Annotated in this window: 24 protein-coding genes; all 24 read right to left on the bottom strand. The window is 58.8% G+C overall.

The window, feature by feature from the left end:
* Window positions 1-5: 5 nt before the first annotated feature.
* Window positions 6-311 carry an NADH-quinone oxidoreductase subunit NuoK gene (gene nuoK, locus ACR0EK_RS06310; RefSeq protein WP_005984024.1) on the bottom strand — a complete coding sequence of 102 codons (306 nt, stop codon included), beginning with the start codon at window positions 309-311 and terminating at the stop codon, window positions 6-8.
* Window positions 308-841, bottom strand: a complete 534-nt coding sequence (locus ACR0EK_RS06305; protein WP_480506313.1) for a hypothetical protein — start codon at window positions 839-841, stop codon at window positions 308-310. Before ACR0EK_RS06305 ends, nuoK begins: the two co-directional genes overlap by 4 nt.
* A gap of 11 nt (window positions 842-852) precedes the next feature.
* Window positions 853-1,455 (bottom strand): NADH-quinone oxidoreductase subunit J, encoded by a 603-nt coding sequence (locus ACR0EK_RS06300; RefSeq protein ID WP_480506312.1) that lies wholly within the window; start codon window positions 1,453-1,455, stop codon window positions 853-855.
* Complete coding sequence (locus tag ACR0EK_RS06295; protein ID WP_152458579.1) at window positions 1,452-1,862, bottom strand: carboxymuconolactone decarboxylase family protein; 411 nt, start codon at window positions 1,860-1,862, stop codon at window positions 1,452-1,454. Before ACR0EK_RS06295 ends, ACR0EK_RS06300 begins: the two co-directional genes overlap by 4 nt.
* Window positions 1,859-2,353 (bottom strand): NADH-quinone oxidoreductase subunit NuoI, encoded by a 495-nt coding sequence (nuoI, locus tag ACR0EK_RS06290; RefSeq protein ID WP_480481782.1) that lies wholly within the window; start codon window positions 2,351-2,353, stop codon window positions 1,859-1,861. The genes ACR0EK_RS06295 and nuoI overlap by 4 nt, the downstream gene beginning before the upstream one ends.
* A gap of 1 nt (window position 2,354) precedes the next feature.
* Window positions 2,355-3,392, bottom strand: a complete 1,038-nt coding sequence (gene nuoH, locus ACR0EK_RS06285) for an NADH-quinone oxidoreductase subunit NuoH (protein WP_117868407.1) — start codon at window positions 3,390-3,392, stop codon at window positions 2,355-2,357.
* A 204-nt stretch (window positions 3,393-3,596) separates the two neighbouring features.
* Complete coding sequence (gene nuoG, locus ACR0EK_RS06280) at window positions 3,597-5,618, bottom strand: NADH-quinone oxidoreductase subunit NuoG (RefSeq protein ID WP_480869848.1); 2,022 nt, start codon at window positions 5,616-5,618, stop codon at window positions 3,597-3,599.
* Between the two features lie 5 nt (window positions 5,619-5,623).
* Window positions 5,624-6,028: a DUF5333 domain-containing protein gene (locus ACR0EK_RS06275; protein ID WP_480898981.1), complete on the bottom strand. Its 405-nt coding sequence runs from the start codon at window positions 6,026-6,028 to the stop codon at window positions 5,624-5,626.
* A 98-nt stretch (window positions 6,029-6,126) separates the two neighbouring features.
* The gene (locus tag ACR0EK_RS06270; protein WP_267362834.1) at window positions 6,127-6,477 is read right to left on the bottom strand and encodes a hypothetical protein; all 351 of its coding nucleotides are present in this window, start codon (window positions 6,475-6,477) and stop codon (window positions 6,127-6,129) included.
* 37 nt (window positions 6,478-6,514) lie between these two features.
* Window positions 6,515-6,931, bottom strand: a complete 417-nt coding sequence (locus ACR0EK_RS06265) for an MAPEG family protein (protein ID WP_480919343.1) — start codon at window positions 6,929-6,931, stop codon at window positions 6,515-6,517.
* 5 nt (window positions 6,932-6,936) lie between these two features.
* The gene (gene nuoF / locus ACR0EK_RS06260; RefSeq protein ID WP_480919460.1) at window positions 6,937-8,235 is read right to left on the bottom strand and encodes an NADH-quinone oxidoreductase subunit NuoF; all 1,299 of its coding nucleotides are present in this window, start codon (window positions 8,233-8,235) and stop codon (window positions 6,937-6,939) included.
* Window positions 8,236-8,247: 12 nt separating this feature from the next.
* On the bottom strand, window positions 8,248-8,469 hold the full coding sequence (locus ACR0EK_RS06255) for a DUF5337 domain-containing protein (RefSeq protein ID WP_209598087.1): 222 nt from the start codon (window positions 8,467-8,469) through the stop codon (window positions 8,248-8,250).
* A 30-nt stretch (window positions 8,470-8,499) separates the two neighbouring features.
* The gene (gene nuoE / locus ACR0EK_RS06250) at window positions 8,500-9,600 is read right to left on the bottom strand and encodes an NADH-quinone oxidoreductase subunit NuoE (RefSeq protein ID WP_480967664.1); all 1,101 of its coding nucleotides are present in this window, start codon (window positions 9,598-9,600) and stop codon (window positions 8,500-8,502) included.
* The gene (locus tag ACR0EK_RS06245) at window positions 9,600-10,823 is read right to left on the bottom strand and encodes an NADH-quinone oxidoreductase subunit D (protein ID WP_267362846.1); all 1,224 of its coding nucleotides are present in this window, start codon (window positions 10,821-10,823) and stop codon (window positions 9,600-9,602) included. Before ACR0EK_RS06245 ends, nuoE begins: the two co-directional genes overlap by 1 nt.
* Window positions 10,823-10,945: a hypothetical protein gene (locus ACR0EK_RS06240; RefSeq protein ID WP_267362849.1), complete on the bottom strand. Its 123-nt coding sequence runs from the start codon at window positions 10,943-10,945 to the stop codon at window positions 10,823-10,825. The genes ACR0EK_RS06245 and ACR0EK_RS06240 overlap by 1 nt, the downstream gene beginning before the upstream one ends.
* 1 nt (window position 10,946) lies before the next feature.
* The gene (locus tag ACR0EK_RS06235; RefSeq protein WP_010442775.1) at window positions 10,947-11,120 is read right to left on the bottom strand and encodes a hypothetical protein; all 174 of its coding nucleotides are present in this window, start codon (window positions 11,118-11,120) and stop codon (window positions 10,947-10,949) included.
* Window positions 11,120-11,725 carry an NADH-quinone oxidoreductase subunit C gene (locus ACR0EK_RS06230; protein WP_267362853.1) on the bottom strand — a complete coding sequence of 202 codons (606 nt, stop codon included), beginning with the start codon at window positions 11,723-11,725 and terminating at the stop codon, window positions 11,120-11,122. The genes ACR0EK_RS06235 and ACR0EK_RS06230 overlap by 1 nt, the downstream gene beginning before the upstream one ends.
* Before the next feature lie 12 nt (window positions 11,726-11,737).
* Window positions 11,738-12,271 (bottom strand): NuoB/complex I 20 kDa subunit family protein, encoded by a 534-nt coding sequence (locus tag ACR0EK_RS06225; protein ID WP_209504454.1) that lies wholly within the window; start codon window positions 12,269-12,271, stop codon window positions 11,738-11,740.
* Window positions 12,262-12,627 carry an NADH-quinone oxidoreductase subunit A gene (locus tag ACR0EK_RS06220; protein ID WP_209504455.1) on the bottom strand — a complete coding sequence of 122 codons (366 nt, stop codon included), beginning with the start codon at window positions 12,625-12,627 and terminating at the stop codon, window positions 12,262-12,264. The genes ACR0EK_RS06225 and ACR0EK_RS06220 overlap by 10 nt, the downstream gene beginning before the upstream one ends.
* Window positions 12,628-12,820: 193 nt before the next feature.
* On the bottom strand, window positions 12,821-13,603 hold the full coding sequence (locus ACR0EK_RS06215) for a crotonase/enoyl-CoA hydratase family protein (RefSeq protein WP_267362859.1): 783 nt from the start codon (window positions 13,601-13,603) through the stop codon (window positions 12,821-12,823).
* Between the two features lies 1 nt (window position 13,604).
* On the bottom strand, window positions 13,605-14,456 hold the full coding sequence (locus ACR0EK_RS06210) for a hydroxymethylglutaryl-CoA lyase (RefSeq protein WP_480898986.1): 852 nt from the start codon (window positions 14,454-14,456) through the stop codon (window positions 13,605-13,607).
* 78 nt (window positions 14,457-14,534) lie between these two features.
* Window positions 14,535-16,466, bottom strand: a complete 1,932-nt coding sequence (locus tag ACR0EK_RS06205) for an acetyl/propionyl/methylcrotonyl-CoA carboxylase subunit alpha (protein ID WP_480898988.1) — start codon at window positions 16,464-16,466, stop codon at window positions 14,535-14,537.
* 3 nt (window positions 16,467-16,469) lie between these two features.
* Window positions 16,470-16,895 carry an ASCH domain-containing protein gene (locus ACR0EK_RS06200; protein ID WP_480583170.1) on the bottom strand — a complete coding sequence of 142 codons (426 nt, stop codon included), beginning with the start codon at window positions 16,893-16,895 and terminating at the stop codon, window positions 16,470-16,472.
* 1 nt (window position 16,896) lies between these two features.
* Window positions 16,897-18,504 (bottom strand): carboxyl transferase domain-containing protein, encoded by a 1,608-nt coding sequence (locus tag ACR0EK_RS06195; RefSeq protein ID WP_480898990.1) that lies wholly within the window; start codon window positions 18,502-18,504, stop codon window positions 16,897-16,899.
* Window positions 18,505-18,508: the final 4 nt, after the last annotated feature.

Raw genomic sequence — 18,508 nt, 5'->3', positions numbered from 1 at the left:
TTCCCTTACCCCTTCATCATATTGACGTCTTCAACCGCGATGGTGCCACGGTTGCGGAAGAAACAGACCAGAATGGCCAGACCAATCGCCGCTTCGGCCGCTGCAACGGTCAGCACGAACAGCGTGAAGACCTGCCCGACCAGATCGCCGAGGAAACTGGAGAACGCCACGAGGTTGATATTCACCGCCAGCAGCATCAGTTCGATGCTCATCAGCAGGATGATGACGTTCTTGCGGTTCAGGAAGAGACCGAAGATGCCGATGACGAACAGCGTCGCCGCGACCGTAAGATAGTGTTCAAGTCCGATCATAGCTTCGCTCCTGGCGAGTCGGGGTAGTAGAGTTTGCAGCCGCAGGTGTAGTCGATACGTTTGTGGTTTTTGGTTCGAGCAAAGAACTTCCGGATATCTTTCGTGAATGAATATCGATGTTCGGATGCAATCTGCTTCAGTTCGGCTACTGTTGTCTCAGCGGTTAGTCCGATGGGACCTTCTGGCTTTTGTATCAGATCAATAGAACTTGGCACGTAACCGGCGATGTTGGTCGGCCTATATTCTCCATAGATAACGATACCTTCTCCGCTGCCGCAGTTTTGAAAGAACAGGCTTTGTTTCGGGCTGCAACCGTCTCCGGCATTCACACGTTGTCCAATGCGTCCATTGCCAATATTGACTACGGCTTCTCCGGAGAACGTTTCGAATTGCCCTCTACCGCCATTTACAAAGCTGCAATCGGAGTTCATTCGTTTTAACTTGTAACCCTCGTTCTGCGGCGCACTCTCACACGCCAACAGCGACGCCGGAGCTAGCGCAAGACAAGCCGTCATGGCTAAAACTTTCAAGAGTTCGCCTCTCACAACCCCTGCCCCGGTTTCACGTCCTTCAATTCCATCGCCTTGGCCGGGTCGCGCATCATCTGGCCTATGATGTCCTGACGCTTGATGTCCTTGCGGTGGCGCAGAGTCAGAACGATGGCGCCGATCATGGCCACCAGCAGGATCAGGCCCGCCAGTTGGAACAGAAGGAAGTATTGATCATAAAGAATGACGCCGAGCGCCTCGGTGTTGTGGCGGTCCGCTGGAACGGGTTGCGCCAGATTGGCCGCCGCGCCCTGCGCGCTGTCCCATGCCCCGAAGGCCATGACAAACTGCATCAGGATGATCAGACCAATCAGCAGGGCCAGCGGCATATAGCGCGCCATTTCGGCCTTGAGCTCGGCAAAATCCACGTCCAGCATCATCACCACGAAGAGGAACAGAACCGCGACCGCGCCGACATAGACGATGACCAGCAGCATCGCCACGAACTCGGCCCCCAGCAGCACGAACAGCCCTGCCGAGGACAGAAACGCCAGGATCAGCCACAGGACCGAGTGCACCGGCTGGCGGCTGATCACCGTGAACAGCCCGCCGGTGATGGCGCTGATGGCAAACAGGTAGAAGGCAAAGACGGTCATTGATCCTCATCCTCGTTGTCGCCCATGACCTCTTGCGCCAGATCCAGCGCGCGGGTCATGGCCGGGATGCCGGCAAAAACCGACATCTGACCGATCGTTTCCACGATCTCTTGTTTCTTTGCGCCCGCTTCCAGCGCATGACGTACGGTCTGGCGCACGGCCGAATCCGCCTGAGCGCCCTGACAGGTCAGCCCGGCCAGCGTCAGCAGCAGGCGTGTTTTGGCATCCAGCCCGTCCTTGTTGACGGTGTTGCCGAACATCATCTCCATGACCTCTTTCGGCATGGTCGGCCACAGCGCCTCGAACCCTTTGGGCGAGAAGCTTTCCATCGCCGGGTTCATCGCCTTGGCCATGTCCTGAGCCTGCTTCATCATCAGCTCGAACGGATTTGTCGGGCTGTCAGTCATCGGTACGGTGCGTCCAGTTCCAGATTGCGCGCGATCTCGGCTTCCCAGCGTTCGCCATTCGACAGGAGTTTTTCCTTGTCGTAGAACAGCTCTTCCCGGGTTTCCGTGGCGAACTCAAAGTTCGGGCCTTCGACGATGGCATCAACCGGGCAGGCCTCTTGGCAGAAGCCGCAATAGATGCACTTGGTCATGTCGATGTCATAGCGCGTGGTGCGGCGGCTGCCGTCTTCTCGCGGTTCGGCGTCGATGGTGATGGCCTGCGCCGGGCAGACCGCCTCGCACAGTTTACAGGCGATGCAGCGCTCTTCGCCATTCGGATAGCGGCGAAGTGCGTGTTCACCGCGGAAACGCGGTGACAGAGGGCCCTTTTCGTGCGGGTAGTTCACGGTGGCTTTGGGAGCGAAGAAATACTTCAGACCCAGTTTCATTCCGACCCAGAAATCCTGCAGTAGGAAGTATTTGGCAGCGCGGGTGTAATTGATGTTTGCCATATCAGCCTCCTACGCTCCAACGGGCAAATGCGCCCCAGAACCAGTCGAATTTCGCCGCAAAGGCCACGAACACCACCCAGACCAGCGAGAATGGCAGGAACACTTTCCAGCCCAGCCGCATCAGCTGGTCATAGCGGTAGCGGGGCGTGATGGCCTTGACCATCGCGAAGATGAAGAAGAAGAACGCCATCTTGGCGACCATCCACAAAACACCATCGGGCAGGCCCGGGATCGGCGACAGCCAGCCGCCGAAGAACAGCAGCGAGGTCAGCGCGCACATCAGGAAAATTGCAATGTATTCACCCGCCATGAACAGCAGGAAGGGCGTGGCCGAGTATTCGACCTGATAACCCGCCACAAGTTCCGATTCCGCTTCGGGCAAGTCAAACGGTGGCCGGTTTGTCTCAGCCAGCGCCGAGATGAAGAACAGAAAGACCATCGGGAAGTGCGGCAGCCAGTACCAGCTGAAGAACCCGAACGACCCATCCTGCGCCCGCACAATGTCACCAAAGTTCATCGACCCGGTCGAGATGATCACACCGATGATGATCAGGCCGATGGAGACCTCGTATGAAATCATCTGCGCGGCAGAGCGCAACGAGCCGAGGAACGGGTACTTTGAGTTCGACGCCCAACCGCCCATGATCACGCCATAAACCTCAAGCGAGGATACGGCGAAGACATAGAGGATTGCGACGTTGATATCCGACAGGACCCAGCCATCGTTGAATGGGATCACCGCCCAGGCGATCATCGCCAGCACGAAAGAGGTGAGCGGCGCGAGTATGAAAACCGTGCGGTCGGCTCCTGCGGGGATAACGACCTCTTTGACGACGTATTTCAACGCATCCGCCACCGATTGCAGCAGACCGTAGACGCCGACCACGTTAGGGCCGCGGCGCATCTGGACAGCGGCCCAGATTTTGCGGTCGCCATAAACAAGGAACAACAGCGAGATCATCACAAAGGCAACAACAGCAAGCACTTGCGCCAGAATGATGATGGCTATTCCGCCGGGGGTGTTAAAGAATTCAGCCATTGGTCCTCACACCGTGGGTATTCCGTTTTTCGCGCGCGATGCAAAGGCCAGATGCCTGCGCAAACTGCGGCTGGGTCGGCGCGTTGGTGTAAACAGCATCTGCCGCCATAGCGCCACCCTTTTTCTTTCGTTTCCCGCACATTTCCGGCGCAGTCAGGTGCGACCCAACCGCAGCACTGGCTTGCGATATGAAACTGCTATGGTTCATTCCGCCGCAATCTTCTCGGCTTTGCGGACCTGCGCCTGCGCCGACAACTCGGCCATCAGTTGCGAGGCCCGTGCGATCGGGTTGGTCAGATAGAAATCCTTGATCGCGTTGCGGAAGGTCGCTTGGCCCAAAGATCCGGCCTCAAGCGCTTGAACCTCGTTCTCGATCACCTCGTCGATGCGGGCCAGATGGGGGACCGCCTCGATCAAGGCTGTGCGCAACTGCGCCAGCGAGTCATAGGGGAGCGTCGCCCCCAGTTCAGCCGACAGCGCACGAAGGATGGCCCAGTTTTCCTTGGCCTCACCCGGCGCAAACCCGGCGCGCATCGCCAGTTGCGGACGGCCTTCCGTATTCACGAACAGACCGTTTTCCTCAGTATAGGCCGCACCCGGCAGGATCACATCTGCGCGGTGTGCGCCCCGATCTCCGTGGCTGCCCTGGTAGATCACAAACGCGCCTTCGCCGATTTCGACCTCATCCGCACCAAGGTTATAGATCACATCCGCAGCATTGATCGCTTCCATGCCGCCTGCGTTTGTGGCGTCCACATCCATCGCGCCCACGCGCGACGCCGCAGTGTGCAGAATGATCAGGCCGCTTTCCGTATTTGCGGCAATTGTTTGCGCGGCAGCCAGAACAGCGGCTCCATCCGCCTCCTGCAGCGCTCCCTGCCCGATGATGACCAGCGAGCGTTTGCCCCTGATTTCATCGTCGCCCCCCATGTCGACAACCTTTTGCAGCGCCGCGCGGTCATCGCCCACATGATGGTACGCATAAGTCAGATCGACCGCTGGACCTACCAAAGCGACTTCGGCCCCGTGCGCCCACGCCTTGCGGATACGCGCGTTCAAAACCGGTGCTTCATCGCGCGGGTTGGTGCCAATCAGAAGAATACGCTCGGCCGTATCGATGTCTTCAATCGCGGCGGTCCCGGCATATGCGCCACGGTTCCCGACCGGAAGCTTGGCTCCATCGGTGCGGCATTCGACAACACCGCCCTGTCCTTCGATCATCTGTTTCAATGCGAACGCAGCCTCGACCGGTGCCAGATCACCGACGATACCGGCTGGCTTCTCAGCGCTTTTCAGCGCCTCTGCGGCCTTGGTCAGTGCTTCGGACCATGAGGCCGGGCGCAGCTTGCCGTTTTCACGGATGTAAGGCTTGTCCAGACGCTGACGCCGCAACCCGTCCCAGACAAAGCGGGTTTTGTCGCTGATCCACTCCTCGTTCACTCCGTCATGATTGCGAGGAAGGAATCGCATCACCTCGCGCCCTTTGGTATCGACACGAATGTTCGATCCCAGCGCGTCCATGACGTCGATGCTTTCGGTCTTGGTCAATTCCCACGGGCGCGCGGTAAACGCATAAGGTTTCGAGGTCAGTGCCCCAACCGGGCACAGGTCGATAATGTTGCCTTGCAGGTTCGAATCCAGCGTCTGGTTCAGATACGAGGTAATCTCGGCATCCTCACCGCGCCCTGTCTGACCCATCTGAGTGATCCCGGCGACTTCGGTGGTGAAGCGCACGCAGCGGGTGCAACTGATGCAGCGGGTCATTGCGGTGCCCACAAGCGGTCCCAGATCCAGATCATCAACCGCGCGTTTGGCTTCCTTGAACCGCGAACCGGACAGGCCATAAGCCATCGCCTGGTCCTGAAGATCGCATTCGCCGCCCTGATCGCAGATCGGGCAATCCAGTGGATGGTTGATCAGCAGGAACTCCATCACACCCTCGCGGGCCTTCTTGACCATGGGAGAGTTCGTCTTGACTACCGGTGGCTGCCCTTCCGGCCCCGGGCGCAAATCGCGCACCTGCATCGCGCAGGAGGCAGCCGGTTTCGGCGGACCGCCCACTACCTCAACCAGACACATCCGGCAGTTTCCCGCAATCGACAGACGCTCGTGATAGCAGAAACGCGGTACCTCGACCCCGGCTTGTTCACAAGCCTGTATCAGGGTCATCGCACCATCGACTTCGATTTCCTGCCCGTCGATATTGATCTTGCGGAGGTCAGACATGGCTCTCAATTCGCTCTCAAATAAACGCCAATGGCGCTGTTTCTTTGGATTTCCTTCTGCCCCAGAGAGCAGAACGTTTTGGGGTTGTCGTAGGACACGCCGTTTTTCGCCAGATAAGCCTCGCCCTTGGCCCGCATCCGACCCTTTTCAGCATCCGACTCGACATAGGAGCGGATTTCCGTGTCCGAGTACCCCAGATTATTCGCTTTGGACCGCAGTCCCCACATCACACTGATCGCTTTCAATCGCCGCCCGCTGATCGACGGGCAGAACTCGGAAATCTCATTTGCAATGGCGATGTAGTAGAGTTCGTTGTCGATCTCTTTGACATCCCTCAAGGGCGGCTTTGCTTCTGTCACCGTCGGCAAGGCCATCAGCGATGCGAGGGCAACTAGTTTTACAACAGACATGGGTTTTCCTTTCGTCTTGGACTGTCCAAGACGAAGCGGTTTGCGGCTGCTAGGCAATAACACCCTGCCCGCCCACCGAAGATATGGAAAAACACCGGTCATGGCCGCTGGCAGGTTCCTGCAAATGTCAGTTGATCATTGCTGACGCTGAGGTTCTGCGGGTCAGTATCCGGACCCACCTTCCAAGCAATCCGAGACGATCCGAAGTTCTGGATGCAGAATTTGGTACCTTCATGACGTCCGGCCTCGCGCGCACCATCGAGTGAAGCAGAGACGCCTTTGACGACAACCGTAAAGTCCGCGGGCGAGGTTTTCTTGTTGACCACCTTCGCCTTGGCCCTGAACGACTTGCCGTCGAACAAAAGCCGGTCTGCCGACGGCTTCACCAGACCGCATGCAGAAACACCAGCCAGCGCCAACACAACAATAAGGGCTTTGGGGGCCTTCATACTTTCCCTCTTTGTTTTCTGTTCCGCTGCGTCGCCATCAAAACGCCGCCACCAATGCCATAAGCCCGATCACGACCATGCACACCCAGCCGATCACATACAGAATTGTCCGCGGACCACTGCTTGGCTTGCCAATCCCTTTCAGATGCACCACCAGCATCGCCAAGCGCGCAACCAGCGCCACCGAGGCCAGCAGGTTTACCCAAAACGGGCTGACACCAAGCAAAATCGCCGCTGTAATTACTGTCACAAATGCCGGAAGTGTTTCCGTCCCGTTCAGATAGGCCCGGTTCAGACGATACGCCTTGTCGGCATAATCCTGGTCAGGCGTCGCACCGGGTGCCAGCCCTTTGGCTTGTTTGGCCAGTGCCGAAAACGGTGCCAGAAACAACACAACCAGTGTGAATAGCACAACCGACGCAATTGCGTGGCTATATTCAGCAAACACTTCCATCTTGTTCACTCCGCTGCCATGGCACCCATACGGCCCGATTTCTGAGCCTTGATGCGGTCTTCGATCTCTTCCCGGAAGTTGCGGATCAGGCCCTGGATCGGCCAGGCGGCCGCATCACCCAACGCACAGATCGTGTGTCCTTCGACCTGTTTTGTCACGTCAAACAGCATGTCGATCTCTTCCAGTTCAGCCTCGCCGCGCACCAGACGATCCATCACACGCATCATCCAGCCGGTGCCTTCGCGACACGGCGTACACTGACCACAGCTTTCATGCTTGTAAAACTTCGACAGGCGCCAGATCGCCTTTATGATGTCGGTGGATTTGTCCATCACAATCACCGCTGCCGTGCCCAGACCCGACCCCAGATCATTGCGCAGGTAATCGAAATCCATGATCGCGTCGCGCATGTTTTCACCGCGCACGCAGGGAACCGAGGATCCACCGGGGATAACCGCCAGCAGATTATCCCACCCGCCGCGAATGCCGCCGCAATGGGTTTCGATCAGCTGTTCGAACGGGATCGACATCGCCTCTTCGACGACACAAGGATCGTTCACGTGGCCCGAGATCGCAAACAGCTTGGTACCAGCGTTGTTCTGACGACCAAATCCAGCGAACCAATCCGCTCCCCGACGCAGAATGGTCGGCACCACCGCGATGGATTCCACGTTGTTCACAGTGGTCGGACATCCGTACAGCCCCGCACCCGCCGGGAACGGAGGTTTCATCCGCGGCATACCCTTCTTGCCCTCAAGGCTTTCGATCAGGGCGGTTTCCTCGCCACAAATATAGGCCCCTGCCCCGTGATGAAGGAAAAGATCAAAATCCCAGCCCGAACCAGCTGCATTTTTGCCAAGAAGCCCCGCGTCATAGGCCTCATCAATCGCGGCCTGCAATGCCTCACGCTCGCGGATGTATTCGCCGCGCAGGTAGATATAGCAGGTATGTGCGTTCATCGCGAAAGACGCGATCAGACACCCTTCAATCAACGTGTGGGGATCATGGCGCATGATCTCACGGTCTTTGCAGGTGCCGGGCTCGGATTCATCGGCATTCACAACCAGATAGGAAGGGCGACCGTCGCTTTCCTTTGGCATAAACGACCATTTCAGGCCAGTTGGGAAGCCCGCACCGCCGCGTCCGCGCAGCCCCGAATCCTTCATTGTCTGAATGATCCAGTCCCGGCCCTTTTCAATCAGGCCAGCTGTGCCGTCCCAATGCCCGCGGGCTTGCGCGCCTTTCAGCGTGCGTTCGTGCATCCCGTAGATGTTGGTAAAGATCCGGTCCTGATCCTTCAGCATCATTCGTTACCTTCAGCTGTCCTGACGCATGCGCCAGAGTTGAAAAATGTTCACACCCGCATAAATGAATGCCGCCAGAGCGGCAAAATCAAACAGCAGCGCGTGCCGGGCCGTTAAACCCAGCGCAGGGCCAATGAACAGGTTCATGGCAAGCCAGATCACCATCGTCACCGCAATGACGATGCCGATATGTCGGCCCTTTCGGGCTATAGCCTGATCCTTGTCCTTGTCCATCATCCCCCGATGCCCGGATAGGGCACCCGTTTAGTCTTTGTAGGTGCCATCTTCCTTGGCACGTTTGGCAAATTCGGTTTCCTCACCCGCCGCAAGCATGGCTGCCTGTTCAATCCAGCCATCGCGCTCGATCCGGCCCTTGAACTTCAACCGTGCATCGACCCAGGCGACCTGTTCCGGTGTCCAGGCAGCGATCTGATCATAGTGGAAGAAGCCCAGCTCGTTCAGCGTCTGCTCCAGCTTGGGGCCTACGCCTTTCAACAGTTTCAGGTTATCTGCCTTGCCGTCGCGCGCGCCTGCCAGTGTTTCGGGCTGGTCCTCTTTCGCTGCCTTCGCCTCAGCGGCCTGTTTCGCAGCAGGTTTCGCCGGGGCTGGCGCTTTGGGCGGCTTCGGTGCCGCTTTGGTCGCAGCCGCTTTGCCATCCTTGCCCAACCAAGGGGTCAGGATCGGAACCTCGGTCCCGTCGATGCGTTTGACCGTATCGCCAATACCGGTGGCCAGTTCGACGCTGGCGTTATACCGGGCCTTTCCAGCCTCATGATCGGTCAGACTGGTCAGCCCTCTGAGCGGTTCAGCCGCATAACGTCCGTTTTGTGGGCCCGGCGTCGGAACTTTCCCCGCCACCAGATCATCGAGGATCTTGCCAAAGCTCTCGGCGGTCAGGTCTTCGTAGTAATCCTTGCCGATCTGCGCCATCGGCGCATTGGTGCAGGAGCCAAGGCATTCGACCTCTTCCCAACTCAGCTTGCCATCAGCCGACAGTTCGTGCGGTTTCGCCGAGATCTTTTCCTTACAGACCGCAATCAGGTCCTCTGCTCCGCAGATCATGCAGGAGGTCGTACCACAAACCTGAATATGCGCAGCCGACCCAACCGGTTGCAGTTGGAACATGAAGTAAAACGAAGCAACCTCAAGCACACGGATATAGGCCATACCCAGAATGTCGGCGACGGATTCAATCGCCGGACGGCTCAGCCATCCCTCTTGTTCCTGTGCGCGCCACAGAAGCGGAATGACCGCGCTGGCCTGACGGCCTTCGGGGTATTTGGTGATCTGCGCTTCGGCCCATTGCTGGTTGGCAGCGGTGAAGGCAAAGCTTTCGGGTTGTTCGGGATGAAGACGGCGGAGCATTAGCGGTCAATCTCTCCAAATACGACGTCCATGGTGCCGATGATAGCGGCGACGTCGGCCAGTTGGTGGCCTTTGGCAACGTGGTCCATGGCTTGCAGGTGCAGGAAGCCCGGTGCGCGCAGTTTGGCGCGGTAGGGTTTGTTGGTGCCGTCGGCGACCAGATAGACGCCGAACTCGCCCTTGGGGGCTTCGACGGCAGCATAGACCTCACCGGCAGGCACGTGGAAGCCTTCGGTATACAGCTTGAAGTGATGGATCAGGCTCTCCATCGAGGTCTTCATGTCCGAGCGTTTCGGTGGAGTGATCTTGCCGCGCGCCAGAACGTCACCGGGACACTCGCGGATTTTGGCGATGGCCTGACGAATGATCAGCAGCGACTGGCGCATCTCTTCCATGCGGACAAGGTAGCGGTCATAGCAATCGCCGTTCTTGCCGACGGGAATCTGGAATTCAAACTCATCATAGCACTCGTAGGGCTGCGCGCGACGCAGGTCCCAGGCCAGACCCGATCCACGCACCATCACGCCCGAGAAGCCGTATTTCTGGATGTCATCCTCGGACACCACGCCGATATCGGCGTTGCGCTGCTTGAAGATGCGGTTTTCGGTCAGCAGCCCATCAATGTCATCAAGGACGCTTGGGAATTCGTGACTCCAGGCCTCGATATCGTCCAGCAGTTCGGGCGGCAGGTCCTGATGGACACCACCGGGGCGGAAATAAGCGGCGTGCAGGCGGGCGCCACAGGCACGCTCATAAAACACCATCAGCTTTTCGCGTTCTTCAAAACCCCACAGCGGCGGGGTCAGAGCGCCCACATCCATCGCCTGCGTGGTCACGTTCAACAGGTGATTCAGGATGCGTCCGATTTCGGAATACAGCACCCGGATCAGCGAGCCCCGGCGCGGCACCTCGACCCCGGTCAGCTTTTCGATGGCCAGACACCAGGCATGTTCCTGGTTCATCGGTGCCACATAGTCCAGACGGTCGAAATACGGCAGGTTTTGCAGATACGTCCGGCTTTCCATCAGCTTTTCGGTGCCACGATGCAGCAGGCCGATATGCGGGTCGCAACGTTCGACAATCTCGCCGTCCAACTCGAGCACCAGACGCAAAACTCCGTGCGCCGCGGGGTGTTGCGGGCCGAAGTTGATGTTGAAGTTGCGGATCTTCTGCTCGCCGCTCAGCGCGTCCGTGCTGCCGTCATCATATCTTGAGCCGTCCATCAACGCCCTCGTTTCTTCTTTGCTTCGGCCCGAACCCGGACCTTTTCGGCCTCGACCGCCTTGACCGCAGACCCGGCCAGTAGAACCCCAAACGCGCCCAGAATGATCAACTCACCTATCATCTCAGCGGCGCTCCAACTCTTGCAGTTTCAGCCCGACCCACCACAGCAATGCGATCGTGCCAAAGGGAACCAGACACAGCAGGCACCAGTATTTGTTGATCCCGAAGAACGGCAAAATCTTCACCATCGGAATGATGGTCAGCGCAGACAGGATCAGCCACCAGATGCCACCCATTATTCGGTCTCCTGTTTCTCATCCCCTGGCAGAATGTAATTCGCACCTTCCCATGGGGACATGAAATCAAACTGACGGTACTCCTGCACCAGACTGACCGGCTCGTAGACGACGCGTTTCTGCGCCTCGTCATAACGCACCTCGGTGTAGCCCGTGGTCGGGAAATCTTTGCGCAGCGGATGGCCACGGAAGCCATAATCCGTCAGGATGCGCCGCAAGTCTGGATGGCCCGAGAACAGGATGCCGAACATGTCGAACACCTCACGCTCGAACCAGTTGGCCGAGGGGTGGATATCGACTATCGAAGGCACCATGTCATCTTCGCGGATCGAAACCCGCAGACGGATGCGCTGGTTCTGGTACATCGACAGGAAGTGATACACCACGTCGAACCGCTTGGCGCGTTCGGGGTAATCGACGCCGGTGATATCCACCAGTGTCGAGAACTTGCAATTTTGGTCCGACCGCAGGAATTCTACGAATTCCACGAGGTTCGACGGCGCCACATCGACGTTCAGCTCACCATGGGTCACATCCCAGGACAGAACACAATCGGCTCGTTTCAGTTCAAGCTGGGTGCCGAGTTCTTTGAGTGCTTCGCTCATCTACCCTTCCCCTCAGCGTACAATTGTGCCGGTGCGGCGGATTTTGCGTTGTAGCTGTAGCAGACCGTAAAGCAGCGCCTCGGCGGTCGGAGGGCAGCCGGGCACATAGATATCCACCGGAACTACCCGGTCACAGCCACGCACGACAGAATAGGAATAGTGGTAGTAACCACCGCCATTCGCGCAGGACCCCATCGAGATCACATAGCGCGGCTCGGGCATCTGGTCGTAAACCTTGCGCAACGCAGGGGCCATCTTGTTGGTCAGCGTGCCGGCCACGATCATCACGTCAGATTGGCGCGGAGAGGCGCGCGGGGCGATGCCGAAACGTTCCGCATCATAGCGCGGCATCGAGGTGTGCATCATTTCAACCGCGCAGCAGGCCAGACCAAAAGTCATCCAGTGCAGCGAACCGGTACGAGCCCAGTTGATGATATCCTCGCTCGAGGTCAGCAGAAAACCTTTGTCCTGCAACTCGGCATTCAGGGCCTGGGTGGCGACTTCCTTGTCGACGCCAGCGGTGTTTGCACCGGTCATCACTCCCATTCCAGGGCCCCTTTCTTCCACTCATAGGCAAAGCCGATGGTCAGCACGGCCAGAAACACCATCATCGACCAGAAGCCGACATCGCTGATATCGCGGAACCCGACGGCCCAGGGAAACAGGAATGCGATCTCAAGATCGAAGATGATGAAGAGAATCGAGACCAGATAGAATCGGACGTCAAATTTCATTCGCGCATCGTCGAAGGCGTTGAAGCCACATTCATATGCGCTGACCTTTTCGGGGTCGGGATTGCGGACAGCCAGTACAACGGCGGCAAGAATCAGGACGATTCCAAGGCCTACGGCAACGGCCAGAAACACCAGAATCGGGAGGTACTCCCGCAGCAGGTCTTCCACGAATAGCTCCTTTCTTGCGCACGCATCTTGTCGGGTGCGCCGTCAATTGGCGTGTTGACTGGACATTCTCTATCCCCGCCGGGTCAGAGGGTCAACCGAACACAGCCCCGTTCACCATCAAACATACGCTTGACAGCGCGGCATAGAATCGCATTTCGTGCGTTTTGCATTGGCTTGCGGAAACTCGGTAAACTTACTTATTCCATGCAGGTTTACGTTTTTCGAAGAACGCCGCGATCCCTTCACGCGCCTCTTCCGTTTCCCAGCGTTCGACCAGTTCGTTGATGGTCTGGTCGATTGTGGCATCATCAATACGAGGTCCCAGAGTTCGAACCAGCGCCTTGGCAGATGCAACCGCCCCCGGCGCGCACGAAAGATAGGGCCGAACTTCCTCTTCTATCGCGGCCGCAAGCTGCTCGGAGGGCACAGCCTTTGCCAGCAATCCCAGATCAACCGCTTCGGGCGCATCGAACAACCGGGCCGACATGAACACACGCCGTGCCCGCGCCTCACCCATACGAGCGATAACATAAGGGCCGATTGTCGCCGGAATCAGCCCCAGCCGGGTCTCGGTCAGTCCCATCTTCAGACTATCTACACCGATGGCAACATCGCACACGGCGGCCATCCCAACGCCTCCGCCAAAGGCGTTGCCTTGTAGTGCCCCGATCAGGGGTTTGGGCATTGTGTTCAACGCCTGCAACATCTCGGCCAGCTTGCGCGCCTCGACAAATCGCGTCGCCTTGTCGGCCGCCATCTGGTCCTGCATCCACCCCAGATCACCGCCGGCGCAAAACGTCTTTCCCGCAGCGGCCAGAACGACCACCCTGACAGAGCCATCCTGACCCAGTTGCGACGCGGCCTGTGTCAGCTCGGTGATCATTTGACCCGACAGCGCGTTGTGCTTTTCCGCCCGGTCCAGAGTTAACGTGGCAACACCGCGTTCGTCTGCTGAAATCGAGATTGTTTCGAACATGTTAGCCTCTCAACGCCTTGGCCATCTGCGCGGCCTCTTCGACCACATCGATATCCAGACCGGTTTGGTAGCCCAACCGGTGCAAATGCGCTGCAACGGTTTCAGTCGCGACATTGCCCGCGGCCCCCGGAGCATACGGGCAACCGCCAAGCCCACCCACGGCCGCATCGAACACGCGCACCCCCAGCGAAAGTGCCGCATCGATATTGTCGATTGCACGCCCATTGGTGTCATGAAAATGCCCGGCAAGCCGCGTCACAGGAACCCTTTCCCGCACCGCCAGAAGCATATGAGCGATCTTGTCTGGCGTGCCTTGCCCGATCGTGTCCCCCAATGACACCTCGTAACAGCCCAACGCAAACAGCCGGTCGGCAACTTCGGCCACTTTCTCGGGCGGGGTCGGGCCGTCATAAGGGCAATCCGTCACGCAAGAGACATAGCCGCGAACCGGAAGGTCGATATGGCGCGCCGCTTCGAGAATCGGCGTGAACCGTTCGATTGACTCGGCGATCGAGGCATTGATGTTTGCCTTGGAAAACCCCTCGGAAGCAGACGCAAAAATGGCAATCTCCTCCGCTTTGGCGGCCAGCGCATCCTCGTATCCGCGCATATTCGGCGTCAACGCCGCGTACCGCACTCCGTCCGCGCGGGTAATACCGGCCAGAACTTGCGCCGACCCCGCCATTTGAGGAACCCATTTAGGAGAGACAAAGCTTGCAACTTCGATCCGTCGAAATCCGGCGCGGCTGAGGCAATTGATCAGCGCCACCTTGTCGGCAACCGGTATCTCACGTGTTTCGTTTTGTAGCCCGTCGCGCGGTCCAACTTCGTAGATTTCGACCAGATCACCCATGTCAGAACCCCTTATGGCTTGTTCTCATTCCAAATACGGATCGCGCGACCGTGCCACGTCAAACCGCGCGGGTACAGATCACTCTTCTTCCAAACGCACCAAAGCCGCCCCAGCCTCGACCTGCGCGCCATCTTTGACCAGCACCTCGGCCACCACACCATCTCGCGCGGCCAGCAACGAATGCTCCATTTTCATCGCTTCGAGAATAGCCAAACGGTCGCCTTCTTGAACGGTTTGCCCCGCGGTGGCAAAGACTGCCTTGACCAGACCCGGCATCGGCGCCTCGATCACGTTGGTGTCACCCGTCGCGCTGGCATCCCGGTCAAGCGGATCGATAACGTCGAAACTGCGACCGTAGTCAGTAAATACGGTCAAAGTAGTTCCGCTGACAGCCACCCGGGGCATCGGTGCGCCGCTCAGCGCCCACCGCCCCGAGATCCGCTCGGCCACGACACGGTGTTCGCCCAGCTGCCAAAGCTGGCGATCCGACCCGTCGACTTGCACGTCCAGATCAAGAACTTCTCCCTGATCGGACAATTGCACCGCCCGATGCAACGGAGCCCAGAGCGAAAACCCGGTGTCAGGCGCGACATCCACCAGATTCAGTGCGGTCATCGCAGCCGCAACAGCGGTTGTGGCCGAAGTCGGCGATTCCTGCACCAACCCGTCAAGATCGCGCCCGATCAGGCCCGTATCTACATCGCCCGAGGCAAATCCGTCATGGCGGGTCAGCGCGCCCAGAAAGGCGAGGTTCGTAACGGTGCCCGCCACTTCGGTCTCCCGCAGCACTCGGTTCAACGTCTCAAGCGCGACGGCGCGGGTCGGACCGTGTACCACCACTTTGGCAATCATAGGGTCATACCACGGGCTGATCGTGTCGCCTGCGCGAACGCCACTATCCGCACGGCAGTTGGCCGGGAAAACCAGATGGGTCAGTGTACCTGTCGCCGGCAAGAATCCTTTCGGCACGTCCTCGGCATAAAGCCGGGCTTCGAAGGCGTGGCCCGAGATCGACAGATCATCCTGTTGCCTGGGAAGGCTCTCTCCTGCTGCAACGCGCAACTGCCATTCCACCAGATCGACGCCAGTGATGGCTTCTGTCACCGGGTGCTCAACCTGCAGGCGCGTGTTCATCTCCATGAACCAGAATCTGTCGGGGCGCAGCCCGTCCGAGGCATCGACGATGAATTCAACCGTGCCTGCACCCTTATAACCTATCGCCTCGGCGGCGCGCACACCGGCCTGCCCCATCGCCTCGCGCATCTCAGAAGTCATGCCCGGGGCTGGTGCCTCTTCGATCACTTTCTGATGGCGGCGTTGCAACGAGCAATCGCGTTCGAACAGATGCACCGCATGGGTGCCGTCACCAAACACCTGCACCTCGATATGGCGGGGTTTGGCCACGAATTTCTCGACCAGCACGGCGTCGTTGCCAAAAGCGGTTCTGGCTTCGCCCCGTGCGCTGTCCAATGCGGAACGAAAATCCTCGGGGCGTTCGACCAGACGCATACCTTTACCGCCACCGCCTGCAACCGCCTTGATCAACACCGGATACCCAATCGCATCAGCCGCACCCGCCAGGTGTTCGGGATCCTGATTGTCGCCGTGATAGCCGGGCACCACGGGCACGCCAGCCTGTTCCATCAACACCTTGGCCGCATCCTTGAGGCCCATTTTGCGGATCGCATCCGCTGATGGGCCGATAAAGGTCAAACCCGCGGCCTCGACCGCGTCGACAAAATCGGGGTTCTCTGACAGGAATCCATAGCCGGGATGAATCGCCTGCGCGCCTGTGTCCAACGCCGCCTGAATGATCACATCGCCCTTCAGATAGCTTTCCGCCGGGGCGGGGCCGCCGATATGAATGGCCTCATCCGCCATCTGCACATGCTTGGCCGCCGCGTCCGCATCGGAATAAACAGCAACGCAAGATACGCCCATCCTCTGAGCGGTTTCCATAACCCGGCAAGCAATCTCGCCCCGGTTGGCAATCAGGATTTTGTTGAACATAGCTTACCCCTCAACCGCCAGATCTTCGACAAGTCGAAATCGCTCGCATAGCAGCTCCATCTCCGGATCAAATCCGCCATTGCGTTCGAAATACTGGCGATGACCCTCTCTCCATCCCTCAAGCGTTTCATTTTCGCCCTCTGCCAACGCGAAATCCTCGGTTACGTCGCAGTATCGGCAGGTCGAGACCTCGACCGTTTCGATCACCAAGGCCGGACGATCATCCCATTCCATCGCAATATCCCTCCGACCGACCACAGGAGTGTCAGGGCTGCCTTCGGGATAGTCGCGCAACGCACCACAGGTTGCCGTTTTCCGCCCTGATCGTACCAATGCCAGCAGCTCAGCACTCAGCCGGGCATTGTCACCAAACTTGAAAGTCTGGGCACCCGGATAGCGTGCCATGACGTCATTCAATGAAACGTTCATCTTACATCCTGAACACGCCGAAACGTGTCTCCTCTATCGGGGCGTTCAGTGCGGCGCTCAGAGACAAGGCGAGCACATCGCGACTTTTGCGCGGGTCGATGATGCCGTCATCCCAGAGACGGGCCGAGGCATAAAGCGGGTGCGATTGCTCTTCGAACATCTCCAGCGTCGGACGTTTGAATTCGGCCTCTTCCTCGGCCGACCAGGTGCCGCCCTGTCGTTCGATCCCATCGCGCCTGACGGTGGCCAGAACACCGGCTGCCTGCTCACCCCCCATCACAGAGATGCGCGAGTTGGGCCATGTCCACAGGAACCGTGGCTGATAGGCGCGTCCAGCCATGCCATAGTTTCCGGCCCCGAACGAGCCGCCGACCAGCATGGTGATCTTGGGCACGTTGGTGGTGGCCACGGCGGTCACCATCTTGGCCCCATGCCGCGCGATGCCTTCGTTTTCGTATTTGCGACCAACCATGAAGCCGGTGATGTTCTGCAAAAACACCAGCGGGGTTTTGCGCTGCGAACACAGTTCAACGAAATGCGCGCCCTTTTGCGCAGCCTCCGAGAACAGAACGCCATTGTTGGCAATGATCCCGACGGGACACCCTTTGACATGGGCAAAGCCGGTGACCAGTGTCTCGCCAAACCGGGGTTTGAACTCATCAAACCGTGACCCATCGACAAGCCGCGCAATCACTTCACGGATGTCATAGGGCGTGCGCAGGTCGGCGGGAACGACTCCCAGAATTTCCTCCGGATCATAAGCAGGCTCCTCGGGTGCGTCGAACCGTAGGCCGGGCTTCAGCCCGGCACCCCCCAATGATCCGACCGCGCGCCGCGCCAATGCTAGCGCATGTGCATCATCTTCGGCCAGATAGTCTGCCACCCCCGACAGGCGCGTATGCACATCGCCGCCACCCAGATCCTCGGCGCTGACAACCTCACCCGTCGCAGCCTTGACCAGCGGCGGCCCGGCCAGAAAGATCGTGCCCTGTTCCTTTACGATGATCGTCACATCGGACATCGCAGGAACATAAGCCCCACCCGCCGTGCATGATCCCATGACAACGGCGATCTGAGGGATACCCTTCGCGCTCATCCGCGCCTGATTGTAGAAGATACGCCCAAAGTGGTCGCGGTCGGGGAACACCTCATCCTGATTGGGCAGGTTCGCGCCGCCGCTGTCGACCAGATAGATGCAGGGCAGATGGTTTTCCTCGGCAATCTCCTGCGCGCGCAGGTGCTTCTTGACGGTCATCGGATAATAGGTGCCGCCCTTCACGGTGGCATCGTTACACACCACCATGACTTCGCGCCCCTGCACCCGGCCAATCCCCGCGATGACCCCGGCACAAGGTGCTGCATCGCCATACATCCCATGTGCCGCCGTCGCCCCGATTTCAAGGAACGGAGACCCCGGATCAAGCAGGTTCGCCACCCGTCGTCGGGGGAGCATCTTGCCTCGGGATTCATGCCGCGCGCGGGATTTCTCGCCCCCGCCCATGCGGGCTGCTTCGGCAGCAGCAGAGATTTGCGCCAGCGCATCGAGATGAGCGGCGCGGTTTGCCTTGAAGCCCTCGGAGCCGGGCATGGCATTGGATGTGAGTTTCATGGAG

It is taken from the genome of Ruegeria sp. AE4 (assembly GCF_056542185.1).
This window is presented reverse-complemented; position numbering and strand designations above follow the sequence as displayed.

Coding starts and splice junctions, on each gene's coding strand:
- nuoK (WP_005984024.1), bottom strand. CDS start 311: ATGATCGGACTTGAACACTATCTTACGGTCGCGGCGACGCTGTTCGTC.
- ACR0EK_RS06300 (WP_480506312.1), bottom strand. CDS start 1,455: ATGACCGTCTTTGCCTTCTACCTGTTTGCCATCAGCGCCATCACCGGC.
- ACR0EK_RS06295 (WP_152458579.1), bottom strand. CDS start 1,862: ATGACTGACAGCCCGACAAATCCGTTCGAGCTGATGATGAAGCAGGCT.
- nuoI (WP_480481782.1), bottom strand. CDS start 2,353: ATGGCAAACATCAATTACACCCGCGCTGCCAAATACTTCCTACTGCAG.
- nuoH (WP_117868407.1), bottom strand. CDS start 3,392: ATGGCTGAATTCTTTAACACCCCCGGCGGAATAGCCATCATCATTCTG.
- nuoG (WP_480869848.1), bottom strand. CDS start 5,618: ATGTCTGACCTCCGCAAGATCAATATCGACGGGCAGGAAATCGAAGTC.
- ACR0EK_RS06275 (WP_480898981.1), bottom strand. CDS start 6,028: ATGTCTGTTGTAAAACTAGTTGCCCTCGCATCGCTGATGGCCTTGCCG.
- ACR0EK_RS06270 (WP_267362834.1), bottom strand. CDS start 6,477: ATGAAGGCCCCCAAAGCCCTTATTGTTGTGTTGGCGCTGGCTGGTGTT.
- ACR0EK_RS06265 (WP_480919343.1), bottom strand. CDS start 6,931: ATGGAAGTGTTTGCTGAATATAGCCACGCAATTGCGTCGGTTGTGCTA.
- nuoF (WP_480919460.1), bottom strand. CDS start 8,235: ATGCTGAAGGATCAGGACCGGATCTTTACCAACATCTACGGGATGCAC.
- ACR0EK_RS06255 (WP_209598087.1), bottom strand. CDS start 8,469: ATGGACAAGGACAAGGATCAGGCTATAGCCCGAAAGGGCCGACATATC.
- nuoE (WP_480967664.1), bottom strand. CDS start 9,600: ATGCTCCGCCGTCTTCATCCCGAACAACCCGAAAGCTTTGCCTTCACC.
- ACR0EK_RS06245 (WP_267362846.1), bottom strand. CDS start 10,823: ATGGACGGCTCAAGATATGATGACGGCAGCACGGACGCGCTGAGCGGC.
- ACR0EK_RS06240 (WP_267362849.1), bottom strand. CDS start 10,945: ATGATAGGTGAGTTGATCATTCTGGGCGCGTTTGGGGTTCTACTGGCC.
- ACR0EK_RS06235 (WP_010442775.1), bottom strand. CDS start 11,120: ATGGGTGGCATCTGGTGGCTGATCCTGTCTGCGCTGACCATCATTCCG.
- ACR0EK_RS06230 (WP_267362853.1), bottom strand. CDS start 11,725: ATGAGCGAAGCACTCAAAGAACTCGGCACCCAGCTTGAACTGAAACGA.
- ACR0EK_RS06225 (WP_209504454.1), bottom strand. CDS start 12,271: ATGGGAGTGATGACCGGTGCAAACACCGCTGGCGTCGACAAGGAAGTC.
- ACR0EK_RS06215 (WP_267362859.1), bottom strand. CDS start 13,603: ATGTTCGAAACAATCTCGATTTCAGCAGACGAACGCGGTGTTGCCACG.
- ACR0EK_RS06210 (WP_480898986.1), bottom strand. CDS start 14,456: ATGGGTGATCTGGTCGAAATCTACGAAGTTGGACCGCGCGACGGGCTA.
- ACR0EK_RS06205 (WP_480898988.1), bottom strand. CDS start 16,466: ATGTTCAACAAAATCCTGATTGCCAACCGGGGCGAGATTGCTTGCCGG.
- ACR0EK_RS06200 (WP_480583170.1), bottom strand. CDS start 16,895: ATGAACGTTTCATTGAATGACGTCATGGCACGCTATCCGGGTGCCCAG.
- ACR0EK_RS06195 (WP_480898990.1), bottom strand. CDS start 18,504: ATGAAACTCACATCCAATGCCATGCCCGGCTCCGAGGGCTTCAAGGCA.